A 12,602-nucleotide genomic window follows, 5' to 3' on the forward strand; every position below is an offset into this window, starting at 1 on the left:
GAAGGGGGTCCCCGCCCCTCCCAATCGTCATCTGCTTCCCCTCACGACTTCCTCGGCGGAAGGGAGCAGGAGCTTGTCGAGCTGGGCATAGGCCTCTTCGGGAGTCTGACCGCGCTTGGCGGCGATGGAGGCGAGGTTGTCCACGGCGTCGCAGGGGCGGAGATAGAGCGGATCGAGATCCTTGTGCCCCCATGCTCCGTCGGGCAGGGAGAGAGTCAGATCGAGCAATGCCTGTGCCGTGGGATGGGTAAGGGCGGGCAGAAAGAGGGGCGCGGAATCGCCGAAGAGTTCCTGAAGCTGAGGCAGATTGCGGGCTATGCCGCTGCCGAGCATGATGTCGGGGCGCTCTCCGCCGCAGGCCGCCGGGATTTCCCACATGACAGGCTCGTCCACGGGGGAAGGCAGGGCGGAACCGGGGGCGCACAGAAAATCCTGTCCGTGCACAAGGCCGCGTCGGGCGTGTGTGATCACGCGGATGCGCGTTTCGCGGGCGGGAAAGAGGAGGCCGAAGGGCACGGAGGCCGCGAGGACCTGGAGCGCATTGAGCGGCGCAACAGCGGCTCCGGTAGCCCGGCGGAAGGCGGCGGCGGTCGTCAGCGCGAGCCGGAGGCCGGTAAAGCTCCCCGGCCCGGCTACGCAGGCGATCCGGGAGATGTCCGAAGGCATGATGCCGAGACGCTGGAAGGCGTCCGCCAGTGCGGGCGTCAACAGTTCGGTCCCCTTGGACGGGGCGCTCCATTCCTGCGCGCACGCGAGGGAACCTTCCTGCTCCAGCACAAACTGGATGCGGCCCTCGGAGGCGTTCATGATCAGCGTGGTATTCATGAGAACAGCCTTGTCAAATCATTCCATGTGGCGAGGATCATCAACCCGAGCAGCAGCGCCATGCCCACCTTTGCGGACCATTCGCGCGCCGTGGCGCTGACGGGGCGCCCCATGATCATTTCAAGCGTAAAGAAGACGATGTGCCCGCCGTCGAGGATCGGGATGGGCAGCAGGTTGAGGATACCGAGGTTGACGCTGATGAGCGCCGCGAGCAGCAGCACGGCGGAAATGCCCTGTTCGGCCTGCTGGCCGACCATCTGGGCGATGAGGATGGGGCCGCCCACGTTGTCCAGCGGAACCACGCGCTGCGCGAGTTTGACGAAACTTTCGCAGGTGAAGGCGATCATGTCCCACGTCTGCCTGAATCCGGCTCCGATGGCTTCAACGGGGCCGAGGGGCAGGTGCCCGGTCGCGGTGGACGCCCGGATGCCGATGAGCCACGCGGGTTTTTCCTCGCCGAAGATATTGGCGCGGGTCTTGGCTTCGGGGGTGAGGCTCAACGTGACTTCCGAACCGCCGCGCGACAGCACGATGGTTACCGGTTTGCCGTTTCCGGCTCCGATGCCTTCCGCGACGGCGTTCCAGTTTTCGATGGGCTTGCCGTCGATGGACAGCACGCGGTCGCCGGGCTGGATGCCGGCCGTGGCGGCGGGAGTCCCGGGGGTGACGTCTCCGACCTCGGGAAGCAGATAGGTCTGGCCCTGCGCCCATGCGATGCCGCAATAAATGATCAGCGCCAGCACGAAGTTGGCGACCGGACCGGCCAGGACGACCAGAAGGCGGTGCCACGCGGGGCGGCCGGAGTACAATTCCTCGGGGGCGAACAAGACGCCGTCGATTTCTTTACCTTTGGGATCGGGCTGTTCGGCTTCGTCCTCTTCCCCGGCAAGGGCCACATAGCCGCCGAGGGGGATCAGGGAGAGGCAATAGTCGGTTTTGCCGCGCCGGAGCTTGAGGAGTTTGGGGCCGAACCCCAGCGAGAAGGTACGCACGCCGATACGGAACAGGCGGGCGACGGCGAAATGGCCGAGTTCATGAAAAAAGATGAGGCCGCCAAGGACAAGCAGCACGGCGAGGGCGCTTTCCCAGTGCGAGAGTATGTTGAGCAGAAAGTCCATTTACACCTTCTCTATCCACAGGCCGACGCGGAGCCGGGTTTCGTGGTCAAGGGTTTCGATGGCTTCGAGCGAAGCCGGATCGGGGGCCGAACACTCGTCCAGCGCCCGGCCGATGATGTCGGGAATGTCCATGAAGCCGATGCGCCCGGACAAAAACGCCTCGACCGCGACCTCGTTGGCCGCATTGAGCGCAACGGGCAGGGCGGAACCCTTGCCGATGGTCCGGCAGGCGAGTTCAAGGCACGGAAAGGAATGTAAGTCCGGCTCCTCGAAGGTCAAGGCGCCGGAACGGGCAAGATCCAGAGGCGGAACGCCCGCGTCGAGGCAGAGCGGCCATGCGAGGCAGTAGGCGATGGGCATACGCATGTCCGGGGTTCCCGCCTGCGCCATGAGGGAGCCGTCTTCAAACTCCACCAGCGAGTGTACCAGCGACTGGGGATGGACCAGTACGCCGATGCGTTCCAGCGGCAGGCCGTAGAGGTGATGGGCTTCGATGATCTCCAGCCCTTTGTTCATCATCGACGCCGAGTCGATGGTGATTTTCGCGCCCATGCTCCAGTTAGGGTGCTTGAGCGCCTGCGCGGGCGTCACCGTGGCGAGGAAGTCCCGCTTCTTGCCACGGAAAGGGCCTCCTGAGGCCGTGAGGATGATCCGCCTGACCGTTTCGGGGTTGCGCCCCCTCAGGCCCTGAAATACGGCGTTGTGCTCGGAATCCACGGGCAGGATGACCGCCCCGGTCCGTGCGCAGGTTTCCCGGAGCATCCCCCCGGCGAGCACGAGGGATTCCTTGTTGGCGAGGCAGATAACCTTTCCCGCTTCGGCGGCGGCCATTGTCGCCCGCAATCCGGCGGCGCCCATTTGCGCGGAAAGGACCGTGGAGGCCTCGGGCAAGGAGGCCAGTTCCGCGTACCCTTGCGGACCCACGAGTATCTCGGGTTCATAGCCGGACGGAAGCGCGGCGAGCAGGGCTTTGCGTCCCTCTTCGGTCTGGATCCCCAGATACCGGGGACGCCAGCGGAGGGCCTGTTCGATCAGGCGTTCGACATTCCGTCCCCCGGCCAGCGCCACGACCTGAAACAGATCGGGATGCTTTTCGATGATGCGCAGCGTATTGACGCCGATGGAGCCCGTGCTGCCCAAGAGGACGACAGGGCGGGGGAAGCTGTTTTCCCATTCGGACGAAGGAAGTTCTGTGATATAGCGGATCATGCGTTTCCCGGTGCGAAAAAGGGAAGTCCTGAAACTTCCCCGGTATTGGCGTTTCGGCGGCGGTGCGTGCCGAGACGTTCAGTGTTTCCCTGCCCCTGCGGACAGGGATGCAATAAGCGCAAAAGCCTTTTGCAAGGAAGGGTTGGCCTCCGTGTCGGCAGACTTGAGGAGGGGAGGGAAAACATTCATGGGGAAAGCTTTCCCTCCCTTCCTCAAGCTTTCCTGCATTGCAAAAGCAGTCGTCTTAGAAAAATGTCACGAGGGCTCTGGCGCACTCGTAGGTCGGGATCACGAACAGCAGGCTGTCCACACGATCGAGGACCCCGCCGTGGCCGGGCAGGACGTTGCCTGAATCCTTGACCGAACGGGAACGCTTGAGCGCCGATTCAAAGAAATCGCCAAGCTGGGCCATGACGCCGAGCACGAGGCCGAGCAGGGCGTAGTCGCTGATACCAGTCGTGGGCACGCCGAATGCGAGGCCAAAGCAGACCGCCACGGCCACGCTGGCGGCGAGCCCGGCGGCACTGCCTTCGACGCTCTTCTTGGGGCTGACTTTGGGCCAGATTTTGTGCTTGCCGAAGCGCATACCGAAGAAATAGGCAACCGTGTCCGAACCTGCCGCCGTACAGATGAGCAGCAGTTGCTCGTGAATGGAGAAATTCAGGGCGGGCATGATCAGCATGGGAACGTACAGCAGCCCCCCGGCGAGCACCGCGACCCGCGTAAAGCGGTACTTGTCGTCGTGCGACCAGCAGAACAGGAACATGCAGGCGAGGATCAGCGTGGACAGGGCGAGGGCCATGACGACCATTTCGGGGCGCATCCATGCGGCGGTGATGAGCAGGCCGCCGAGCGCAAGGCCGAGGATACGCCCGCCGATGTTGGCCTTGAGCGGCCAGAACATGGCGTAGAATTCCCACAGGCCGACGAGCGTAAACAGGAGCAGCAGGCCGAAAAGGTACGGCCCGGAAAGGTAGAGGGCGGTTCCGAGGACGCTCACAAGCACGGCGCCGGTGATGATCCTCGGAAAATGTTTTGAGGCGATGATCATTGAATCTGCTCCTGCGTCAGCCCAAAACGGCGATTGCGGCCCGCATATTCGACGAGAGCCTTGTGCAGGGCTTCGGGCGTGAAGTCGGGCCAATAGGTGGACGTGAAATAGAGTTCGCTGTAGGCGCTCTGGAAGGTCAGGTAGTTGCTGATACGCTGCTCGCCGCTGGTGCGGATGATGAGGTCAGGGTCCGGCTGCCCCGCGGAATACAGGCATGAGCGAAACGTCTCTTCCGTCACCGCTTCCGGCTTGACGCCCTGTTGCATGAGCAGGCGCGCGGCCCGGAGGATTTCTTCCCGCCCCGAATAGTTGAGGGCAAGATTGACGATCATGTCGGAACACTTCGCCGTGCGGTTCATGGCATGGCGCAGGGCCGTGCGCGCTGGAAGCGGCAGGCCGTCGAGATCGCCGAATACGCGCAGGCTGATGCCGTTGCGCTCCATGGAGGGGAGCTCTTCGCCAAGGAAGCTGACCAGCAGCTGGAAGAGCAGGCTGACTTCATCCTTGGGGCGGCCCCAGTTTTCCTGAGAGAAGGTGTAGAGCGTCAAGTGGCGGATGCCGAGCGTGCGGCACTCGGTCACGATGGCTTTGGCGGCGCGGACGCCGGCCTTATGGCCTTCGCTGCGGGACAGGCCGCGTTCCTGCGCCCAGCGGCCGTTGCCGTCCATGATGATGGCAATGTGGGCCGGGAGCGAGGCGGCGGGAATCGGAAGCGGGGAAGGTTCGGACATGGACGTCAGATAACCTCAGCGTAACAACGTAAAAAGACCGAAGGGAAAACGGAAACGGCGCTCTCCAACCCCTCAATGGTATGCGGCTGTCAGGCCTTTCAGGTTTGAAATGGCCTAAGGCCGGATGTTCCGGCACGCCGCGCGGTGGGAATTCCACCGAAAACGGCATGTTCCTGCAGGGTGAACCTTTGAAATGGATACTCTTTCAAAGGAAACCTGTCTGAACAGAGTCTTCCCTGCCTTTCGAGGAGAACCAATCCGCCGCTCCCATCAGCCGAAAACCCTAGGAAAATGAAAGGCAGGGGCCGGGAAGGGGAGAAGGGAACCTTTTTCATATGGGCTCTCCCCTTCCCGCTCTTACCTCTTACAGATCCATGATTTCCTTTTCCTTGGCCGCGCACTTTTCGTCGACTTTGGCGACGTACTTGTCCGTCAGCTTCTGGACGTCGTCGGTGGCCTTCTTGAGTTCGTCCTCGGAGATGGCCTTGTCCTTTTCCAGCTTCTTGAGCTGGTCGTTGGCGTCGCGGCGGACGTTGCGGACGGCGACCTTGGCTTCCTCGCCGGACTTGCGGGCGAGCTTGCCGAGTTCCTTGCGGCGGTCTTCGGTCAACGGCGGGATGGAGATGCGGATGATCTTGCCGTCGTTTACAGGGGTCAGGCCGAGGTCGGACTTGAGGATGGCCTTTTCCACGCTGGCGAACGCGCCGCGATCCCAGGGCTGGATGGTAATGGTGCGGCTATCCGGTATGGCGACGGACGCGAGCTGGCTGATGGGCGTGGGCGTGCCGTAGTAATCAACCTTGATGTTGTCCACAAGGCCGGTGGAGGCGCGGCCGGTGCGGAGGCGGCTGAAGTCGCGATCCAGCGCGCCGAGAGCCTTGTCCATGCGATCTTCGGAATCCAGCAAGACGCTTTCTTTATCCATAACGCTTAATCTCCTTCGACGGTGGTGCCGGGGTTCTCGCCCGTGACCACCTTTTTGATGCTGCCGTTGAACATGTTGCACACGATGATCGGGACCTGGTTTTCCTGGGCCAGCGTGATGGCCGTGGAATCCATGACCTTGAGATGCCGCCGCAAGGTTTCCTCATAGCTGAGGTGCTTGAACATCACGGCGTCGTCGTGCTTCATGGGGTCCTTGTCATAAACGCCGTCGACCTTGGTGGCCTTGATGATGGCGTCGCACTTGAGCTCCATGCCGCGCAGAGCCGCCGCGGTGTCCGTGGTGAAGTACGGATTGCCCGTCCCGGCGGCGCAGATGATCACGCGGCCCTTTTCCAGATGCCGCATGGCGCGGCGGCGGACATAGGGTTCGCAGACTTCCTGCATGGCGATGGCCGAAAGCACGCGGGTGGGATGGCCGGTCTTTTCCAGCGCGTCCTGCACGGCAAGCGCATTCAGCACTGTGGCGAGCATACCCATGTAGTCTGCGGAGGAACGATCCATGCCCTCGGCGGACGCGGACAGCCCGCGGAAAATGTTGCCGCCGCCGATGACCAGCGCGACTTCAAGCCCCATATCCACCACATCGGCTATTTCTGCACATATCTTTGAAACCGTATGGGGGTCAATACCTATCTGTTTTTCCCCGGCGAGCGCCTCGCCGCTGAGCTTGAGCAGTACGCGCTTGTATTTGAGTTCGGCCATGTCCTCTCCCTTTTTTAACGGTGGTTGTAGGGAAAACCCCAGTTGCCTTCATCGACCCTGACGTATTTGAGGAACGCGTAAAACGCCCCGTGGACCGCGTTGATGAACCCGGCCTTGCCGTCAAGGAAGCCTTTTTTGAGCAGGTAGATACGGAGGAACCGCCCGATGCCGTGCAGCACGCCGAGGGCGAGGCCGCCCTTTTTGCCGCGCGCCGCGAGATCGTCGGCCCCCTGCTGGGCATAGGAGTTGATCTTGTCCAAATGTTCCCGGAAATGTTTGTAGGGATAGTGCAGGATGTCGCCGTCGAGTTCCCGCGTGCGCCCGTTGGGGTCGATGTGCTCGTGCGCGCCGCTCTGGGTGAAGTGGACCCCGTTGCGGCGGAAAACGCGCAGCAGGCGATCGGGATACCAGCCGCTGTGCTTGAGGAAGCGGTCGTAATACCACGAGCGCCGCGCCGGAGTGAAGCCGCAGAGATCGGCGGGCGCGCCGGGCAGGGCGGCGAGGATGGCGTCACGGAGCGGTTCCGAACAGATTTCGTCCTGATCGAGGGAAACCACCCAATCCGTTTCGACGAGGCCGAGGGCGTATTCGAACTGGGGGAGGGCTCCGCTCCAGGGATGCTGCACGAACGTCGCGCCGTGCTCCCGGGCGATGGATTCCGTGGCGTCGGAACTAAATGAGTCCACGACGATGACGGCGTCACAGAACGCGAGCGACTCAAGACATTTCCCGAGCAGGCGTTCGCCGTTGTAGGTGAGGACCAGACCCGTAATGGTGGGTTTTCCGGACGTGTCGGAACTCATGCACGCTCCTTGGTCAGAGAGGAAACGACATCGCGGACGGCTCCGGCGACGGCAACGGCGTCGGCTTCGGAGAGTTCGGGATACATGGGCAGGCTGAGGATGCGCGGCATGATGGCCTCGGTAACAGGCAGGCCGTCCGGCGCGAGCGCCACGCTGCCCCGGTAGGCATCCTGAAGATGCACCGGGAAGGGGTAGTGGACGGCAGTGCCCACGCCCCTGTCGCGGAGCCGCCTTTGCACCTCGTCGCGATCCGGGCATTGGACGACATAGAGATGGTAAACCGGTTCCACGGCATCCGGAATCGTCGGCAGGACAAGCCCGGGGACGCCGGACAGTTCGCGGTGGTAGATCTCCGCCAGCGCGCGGCGTTTGGCGTTCTTGGCGGGCAGTTCGGGCAGGAGGACATTGAGGAAGGCGGCCTGCAATTCGTCGAGCCGGGTATTGATGCCGGGCTCGCTGCTCAGGTAATGCGTCCGCCAGCCGTACTCGCGCACGCTGCGGATACGTTCGGCAAGGGCGTCGTCGGAGGTGACGACGCAACCGCCGTCGCCCACCGCGCCGAGATTCTTGGTCGGATAAAAGCTGAACGTCCCGGCGGTGCCGGTGGACCCGGCGGGACGGCCCTTATAGGCCGCGCCGTGGGCCTGTGCGCAGTCTTCGATAAGGGGCAGCTCCCCCGCGACGGCGCGGATCGCATCCAGATCGGCGCAGCAGCCGTAGAGGTGGACCGGCAGCACGGCGGCGGGTTTGCCCGGATAACGGCCCGCGCGGGCGGCCTCAAGCGCTTTGGCGAGGCTTTCCGGCGACATGGTATAGGTCACAGGATCGACGTCCACGAGTACGGGCGTCGCTCCTGCGCATTCGATGGCGGCGACGGTCGCGACGGCGGTATGGGACACTGTGAACACGAGGCCGCCCTTGCCGATGCCGAGGGCGCGCAGGGCCACCTCAATGGCGTCGGTCCCGTTGCCCACGCCGACGGCATGTTTCACAGAGCAGAACGCGGCGAACGACTCTTCAAACTGCCGGACCTGTTTGCCGTTGATGTACCAGCCGCCGTCCAGCACGTCGGCGGCGGCCTTGAGCAGGGCGTCGCGCCGGCTGCGGAACGCCGCGCCGGGGTTGGCTTGTGGGATGAGGGGTGCGTTCATGGCAATCCTTACAAATAGTCCTGAAGCCGGGGACGGTAATAGTCGATGATCTGCCGGAGCCCGTCCTTGAGCTCGGTCCGGGGTTCCCAGTCGAGGAGCGAGCGCAGGCGGCTGTCGTCGGCGTAGTAGTCGCCAATGTCGATCTTTTTACGGTCGGCGGGATATTCCCGGACTTCATAAGCCCCTTCGCCCGCCGTGTCCACGAGGAGATCGGCGAGATCGCGCAGGGAAATCCGCTTGCCGCCGCCGATGTTGAAAATCTGGCCGAAGGCTTCCTCATGCAGCGCAGCGCGCATCATGGCGTCCACGCAGTCATCGACATAGGTGAAGTCGCGGAGCTGTTCGCCGCCCCATACTTCAAACGGCCTGCCGGTGAGCACCTGCCTGATCCACACGCCGAGGAAGGTCTGGCGGGCGTCCTTGATGCGCATACGCGGCCCGATGGTGTTGGTGAGGCGCAGCGAGCAGGCGCGGATGCCGTACACGTTGTTGTAGAGGATATGGTACCATTCGCCGGCCATCTTGTTGATGCCGTTGACGTCGACGGGGCGGACGGGGTGGTTTTCATCCACGGGCAGATAGTCGGGTTTGCCGTAAATCTGCCGCGTTCCGGCGAATACGATGCGGATGCCCGGATTGGCGTTCCGGCAGGCTTCGAGGATGGAAAGCTGCGCCTTGCAGTTGATGTCCAGATCCGTATACGGATCGGCCATAGAATCCATATGGCTGGTCTGTCCGGCAAGATTGAACAGAAAGTCGTGCCCCTTCACCAGCGTTTTCATGCTGTGGGGATCGCGGACGTCGGAAATATTGACTTTGAGGCGGGATTCGTAACCGCGAATGTTTGCCGGATTCCCGCCATACTCGGGGATAAGGCTGTCGACGAGCGTAACAGAAGCGCCTTCCTCAAGAAGGCGGATACCAAGGTTGGAGCCGATGAACCCCAACCCTCCCGTGATGAGCACATGCGCGCCGGAATAGAGACTCATTATCGGATCCTGCGGTTGCGATTACAAAAAAGGGGGGCATGGCCCCCTTTTGCAGTCAGTGGCGTAAACTATTCGACGCCGAGCTGAATCCGCACGAAGCGGATCACGGTGATCGGCTCGCCGATGGTCTTGGCGGCGCCCTTGATGAGATCGCTGATCGTCATCTTGTCGTCGCGGATGTAGAGCTGGTCGAGCAGGCACACGTCCTTGCAGAACTTCTTGACCGCGCCTTCGGCGATCTTTTCGATGATCTGTTCGGGCTTGCCTTCTTCACGGGCCTTCTGGCGATAGACTTCGCGTTCGTGTTCAACCACTTCGGGGTTCAGGCCCTCGGCGGACACGGCGAGCGGGGAAGCGGCGGCGATCTGCATGGCCACGTTCTTCGCCACTTCGTGGAAGGCTTCGGAAGCCGCGGCGGCGTCGCTGCCGGTCTGCATTTCCACGAGTACGGCAAGCTTGCCGTTGGAGTGCAGATAGCCACCGATCAGGCCGGACTTGCCGGCGGCGAGTTCCATCTTGGCGAACTTGCCGAGGCCCATGTTTTCGCCGGTGGTGGCGATAACGCCATCAAGAGCTTCCTTCACGGTGACGGAGGCGTCGGCCACGAAAGGAGCGGCGAGCAGCGCTTCGGAGTCAGCGTATTCGCCCTTGGCGACCTGAGCCACCATGTCTTTCACGAAGCCCTGGAACTTGTCGCCGCGAGCCACGAAGTCGGTTTCGCACTTGACTTCGACGGCCACGCCGGACTTGCCGTCGGCGGCCAGTTCAAAGCCCACGAGACCTTCGGAGGTGGCGCGGCCGGCCTTCTTGGCGGCCTTGGAAAGACCCTTCTGGCGGAGCCAGTCGACGGCCTTTTCCATGTCGCCGTCGCATTCCGTAAGGGCTTTCTTGCAGTCCATCATGCCCGCGGCGGTCTTTTCGCGCAGGTCTTTAACCATAGCAGCAGTGATGCTCATGAGAATCTCCGGAAAACGTTGGTTATTCGGCGGCGGCTTCGACAGCGGGGGCTTCTTCAGCCTTGGCTTCGGCGTCGGCAGCCTTCTTCAGTTCTTCCTCGGCGTCCTTGTTCTTGGAATCCTTGCGCATGGCTTCGCCTTCGAGGCAGGCTTCGGCCATGGCGGTGACGAAAAGCTTAATGGCGCGGATGGCGTCGTCGTTGCCGGGGATGATGTAGTCGATGACGTCGGGATCGCAGTTGGTGTCGGTGACGGCCACGATCGGGATGCCGAGCTTGCGGCATTCCTTGACGGCGATTTCTTCACGGTTGGGGTCGATGATGAAGGCGAGCTGCGGGAGGCGATCCATGTCCTTGATACCGCCGAGGGTCAGCTCAAGCTTGGCCATTTCGCGCTGCAGGGTCAGGATTTCCTTCTTCTGGTAGCGGTTCACGGAACCGTCGGCGAACATGGCTTCGAGCTTCTTGAGGCGCTCGATGCTCTTCTGAATGGTGGCGAAGTTGGTGAGGGTGCCGCCCATCCAGCGGTTGGTCACATGGAACTGACCGGCGCGGCCGGCTTCGGCGGCGACGGCTTCCTGAGCCTGACGCTTGGTACCGATGAACAGCACGCGACCGCCGTTGGCGACGGTTTCCACGATTTTGTCGTGGGCGGTGCGGTACAGCTTCACGGTCTGCTGGAGGTCGATGATATGGATACCGTTACGGGCGCCGAAAATGAACGGGCGCATCTTGGGGTTCCAACGGCGGGTCTGGTGACCGAAATGGACGCCGGTTTCCAGCATCTGCTTCATGCTAACGTATGCCATGGTATGTCTCCTTCGACATGGGGGTTTGCTTCCACCCCGGCCCTGACCCTTCTACCCGTATGCGTTCCGCGGACCCATGCCGCGGGGCGAAACGAGCACCCCAGGCCGCTGCCAGAGTGTGCTTGATAAAAAGCTGCTTATCTTTACGGCAGCAAGGGGTGCCTGTCAAGAGGACATAGGATTTTCCTTGTTTCGCGGCCCGGTTCCGTCTGCGGGGCGGGCGTCCCTCTTTCCGCTTGAGCGGGCGGTTACGCTTCCGGATTGAACCTCCGGCGTTCCCGGTGTACAACCGCGCCGGTGCGATGCAACGATTCGACGAGGGCGCAGTGCGTCCGATCTTTTATGGAGGGTTCATGGAAAGCAAGCTGAGCCGTGCGCTGGCCCCGAAACGTCCGGATGCGCCCACGCTGACCTCCCGTCAGCTCGTCAAGGCGTGGTGGCAGGCGCTGCGTCCGCCGTTCTTCATCGTGGATCTCATCCCCGTGGGGCTTGGGGGGGCGCTGGCGGCCCGGGATCTCGGGCATTGGCCCTGGGGGATTTTCGCAGTTGTGATGGTGGGGTGTTTTTGCCTGCATACAGTCGCCAACATTGCCAATGATCTTTTTGATTATCTGGAAGGCGTGGATACCGACGAGACAATCGGGGGCACGAAAGTCATCCAGAACGGCTGGATCAGCCCGCGTCAGATTTGCCTGACCATCATCGGGCTGTTGCTGTCCACGGTACTGATCGGCTGGTGGCTCATCGGGCACAGCGGGCAGGAATGGCTGTGGGGGCCTGTGGTCTTTGCCGTGCTCTCCGCCGTCTTCTACGTCGCGCCGCCCATACGCTACGGGTGCCGGGGGTACGGCGAGCTGTTCGTATGCCTGAATATGGGATTTATCATGGTTATGGGCTCCTATGCGGTGATGGCGAACGGCTTTTCGGCGCAGAGCCTTGCCCTGGCGCTCCCCGTGGGGCTCATGGTGGCGGGGATTCTCTATTATCAAAGCCTGCCTGAGATTGAGACGGATCTCGCGGCCGGGAAGCGGACGCTGGCGAACATCCTCGGCAAGGCCAAGGCCGAGCTGGTTTTCAAGCTTTGGTGGCCCGCCGTCTGGATTCTCATGGCGAACCTTTGGGCCTGCGGGCTCGTCGGGTGGACGGTGTTTCTCGGGCTGCTGACGTTCCCTCTGTACTGGCGGGCCTGCCGCCTTATCCACGAGGCCGTGGAGTGGCTTGATCTCGACCAGCACGGGCATCTTGTCCGCAAGCTGTATCTCATCAACGGCGCGCTGCTGATCGCCGGGGTAGTGTGGAAGTAAAGATGAAATT

Annotated in this window: 13 protein-coding genes; 1 reads left to right on the top strand and 12 read right to left on the bottom strand. The window is 62.4% G+C overall.

Going from position 1 to position 12,602, the window contains the following annotated elements:
- Positions 1-27: 27 nt before the first annotated feature.
- From tsaB to rpsB, 12 genes are all read right to left on the bottom strand, one after another.
- On the bottom strand, positions 28-825 hold the full coding sequence (gene tsaB / locus HMPREF0178_RS11825) for a tRNA (adenosine(37)-N6)-threonylcarbamoyltransferase complex dimerization subunit type 1 TsaB (RefSeq protein WP_009733611.1): 798 nt from the start codon (positions 823-825) through the stop codon (positions 28-30).
- Entirely contained in the window at positions 822-1,943 is a 1,122-nt protein-coding gene (gene rseP, locus HMPREF0178_RS11830; protein WP_009733612.1) for an RIP metalloprotease RseP, read from the bottom strand. The genes tsaB and rseP overlap by 4 nt, the downstream gene beginning before the upstream one ends.
- Complete coding sequence (dxr, locus tag HMPREF0178_RS11835; protein ID WP_009733613.1) at positions 1,944-3,152, bottom strand: 1-deoxy-D-xylulose-5-phosphate reductoisomerase; 1,209 nt, start codon at positions 3,150-3,152, stop codon at positions 1,944-1,946.
- A gap of 244 nt (positions 3,153-3,396) precedes the next feature.
- Positions 3,397-4,203 carry a phosphatidate cytidylyltransferase gene (locus HMPREF0178_RS11840; RefSeq protein WP_009733614.1) on the bottom strand — a complete coding sequence of 269 codons (807 nt, stop codon included), beginning with the start codon at positions 4,201-4,203 and terminating at the stop codon, positions 3,397-3,399.
- Positions 4,200-4,934: a polyprenyl diphosphate synthase gene (gene uppS, locus HMPREF0178_RS11845; RefSeq protein WP_009733615.1), complete on the bottom strand. Its 735-nt coding sequence runs from the start codon at positions 4,932-4,934 to the stop codon at positions 4,200-4,202. Before uppS ends, HMPREF0178_RS11840 begins: the two co-directional genes overlap by 4 nt.
- A 364-nt stretch (positions 4,935-5,298) precedes the next feature.
- Positions 5,299-5,859, bottom strand: coding sequence for a ribosome recycling factor (gene frr / locus HMPREF0178_RS11850; protein WP_009733616.1), 561 nt, complete (start codon positions 5,857-5,859; stop codon positions 5,299-5,301).
- 5 nt (positions 5,860-5,864) lie between these two features.
- Complete coding sequence (pyrH, locus tag HMPREF0178_RS11855) at positions 5,865-6,581, bottom strand: UMP kinase (RefSeq protein ID WP_005025527.1); 717 nt, start codon at positions 6,579-6,581, stop codon at positions 5,865-5,867.
- 14 nt (positions 6,582-6,595) lie between these two features.
- Positions 6,596-7,384 (bottom strand): glycosyltransferase family 2 protein, encoded by a 789-nt coding sequence (locus tag HMPREF0178_RS11860; RefSeq protein WP_005025529.1) that lies wholly within the window; start codon positions 7,382-7,384, stop codon positions 6,596-6,598.
- The gene (locus HMPREF0178_RS11865) at positions 7,381-8,535 is read right to left on the bottom strand and encodes a DegT/DnrJ/EryC1/StrS aminotransferase family protein (RefSeq protein ID WP_009733617.1); all 1,155 of its coding nucleotides are present in this window, start codon (positions 8,533-8,535) and stop codon (positions 7,381-7,383) included. The genes HMPREF0178_RS11860 and HMPREF0178_RS11865 overlap by 4 nt, the downstream gene beginning before the upstream one ends.
- 8 nt (positions 8,536-8,543) lie before the next feature.
- Complete coding sequence (locus HMPREF0178_RS11870; RefSeq protein WP_009733618.1) at positions 8,544-9,524, bottom strand: NAD-dependent epimerase/dehydratase family protein; 981 nt, start codon at positions 9,522-9,524, stop codon at positions 8,544-8,546.
- Between the two features lie 68 nt (positions 9,525-9,592).
- Positions 9,593-10,480: a translation elongation factor Ts gene (gene tsf / locus HMPREF0178_RS11875; protein ID WP_009733619.1), complete on the bottom strand. Its 888-nt coding sequence runs from the start codon at positions 10,478-10,480 to the stop codon at positions 9,593-9,595.
- Between the two features lie 22 nt (positions 10,481-10,502).
- Positions 10,503-11,288 carry a 30S ribosomal protein S2 gene (rpsB, locus tag HMPREF0178_RS11880; RefSeq protein ID WP_005025537.1) on the bottom strand — a complete coding sequence of 262 codons (786 nt, stop codon included), beginning with the start codon at positions 11,286-11,288 and terminating at the stop codon, positions 10,503-10,505.
- Positions 11,289-11,641: 353 nt separating this feature from the next.
- On the opposite strand from rpsB, the gene HMPREF0178_RS11885 reads away from it, so the two are divergent.
- The gene (locus tag HMPREF0178_RS11885) at positions 11,642-12,592 is read left to right on the top strand and encodes a prenyltransferase (RefSeq protein WP_009733620.1); all 951 of its coding nucleotides are present in this window, start codon (positions 11,642-11,644) and stop codon (positions 12,590-12,592) included.
- The last annotated feature ends 10 nt before the right edge of the window (positions 12,593-12,602 follow it).

It is taken from the genome of Bilophila sp. 4_1_30, from assembly GCF_000224655.1.
Classification (GTDB): Bacteria; Desulfobacterota; Desulfovibrionia; order Desulfovibrionales; family Desulfovibrionaceae; genus Bilophila; species Bilophila wadsworthia.

Excerpts from the sequence above, each read along its gene's own strand:
- tsaB (WP_009733611.1), bottom strand. The coding sequence starts at position 825 with ATGAATACCACGCTGATCATGAACGCCTCCGAGGGCCGCATCCAGTTT.
- rseP (WP_009733612.1), bottom strand. The coding sequence starts at position 1,943 with ATGGACTTTCTGCTCAACATACTCTCGCACTGGGAAAGCGCCCTCGCC.
- dxr (WP_009733613.1), bottom strand. The coding sequence starts at position 3,152 with ATGATCCGCTATATCACAGAACTTCCTTCGTCCGAATGGGAAAACAGC.
- HMPREF0178_RS11840 (WP_009733614.1), bottom strand. The coding sequence starts at position 4,203 with ATGATCATCGCCTCAAAACATTTTCCGAGGATCATCACCGGCGCCGTG.
- uppS (WP_009733615.1), bottom strand. The coding sequence starts at position 4,934 with ATGTCCGAACCTTCCCCGCTTCCGATTCCCGCCGCCTCGCTCCCGGCC.
- frr (WP_009733616.1), bottom strand. The coding sequence starts at position 5,859 with ATGGATAAAGAAAGCGTCTTGCTGGATTCCGAAGATCGCATGGACAAG.
- pyrH (WP_005025527.1), bottom strand. The coding sequence starts at position 6,581 with ATGGCCGAACTCAAATACAAGCGCGTACTGCTCAAGCTCAGCGGCGAG.
- HMPREF0178_RS11860 (WP_005025529.1), bottom strand. The coding sequence starts at position 7,384 with ATGAGTTCCGACACGTCCGGAAAACCCACCATTACGGGTCTGGTCCTC.
- HMPREF0178_RS11865 (WP_009733617.1), bottom strand. The coding sequence starts at position 8,535 with ATGAACGCACCCCTCATCCCACAAGCCAACCCCGGCGCGGCGTTCCGC.
- HMPREF0178_RS11870 (WP_009733618.1), bottom strand. The coding sequence starts at position 9,524 with ATGAGTCTCTATTCCGGCGCGCATGTGCTCATCACGGGAGGGTTGGGG.
- tsf (WP_009733619.1), bottom strand. The coding sequence starts at position 10,480 with ATGAGCATCACTGCTGCTATGGTTAAAGACCTGCGCGAAAAGACCGCC.
- rpsB (WP_005025537.1), bottom strand. The coding sequence starts at position 11,288 with ATGGCATACGTTAGCATGAAGCAGATGCTGGAAACCGGCGTCCATTTC.
- HMPREF0178_RS11885 (WP_009733620.1), top strand. The coding sequence starts at position 11,642 with ATGGAAAGCAAGCTGAGCCGTGCGCTGGCCCCGAAACGTCCGGATGCG.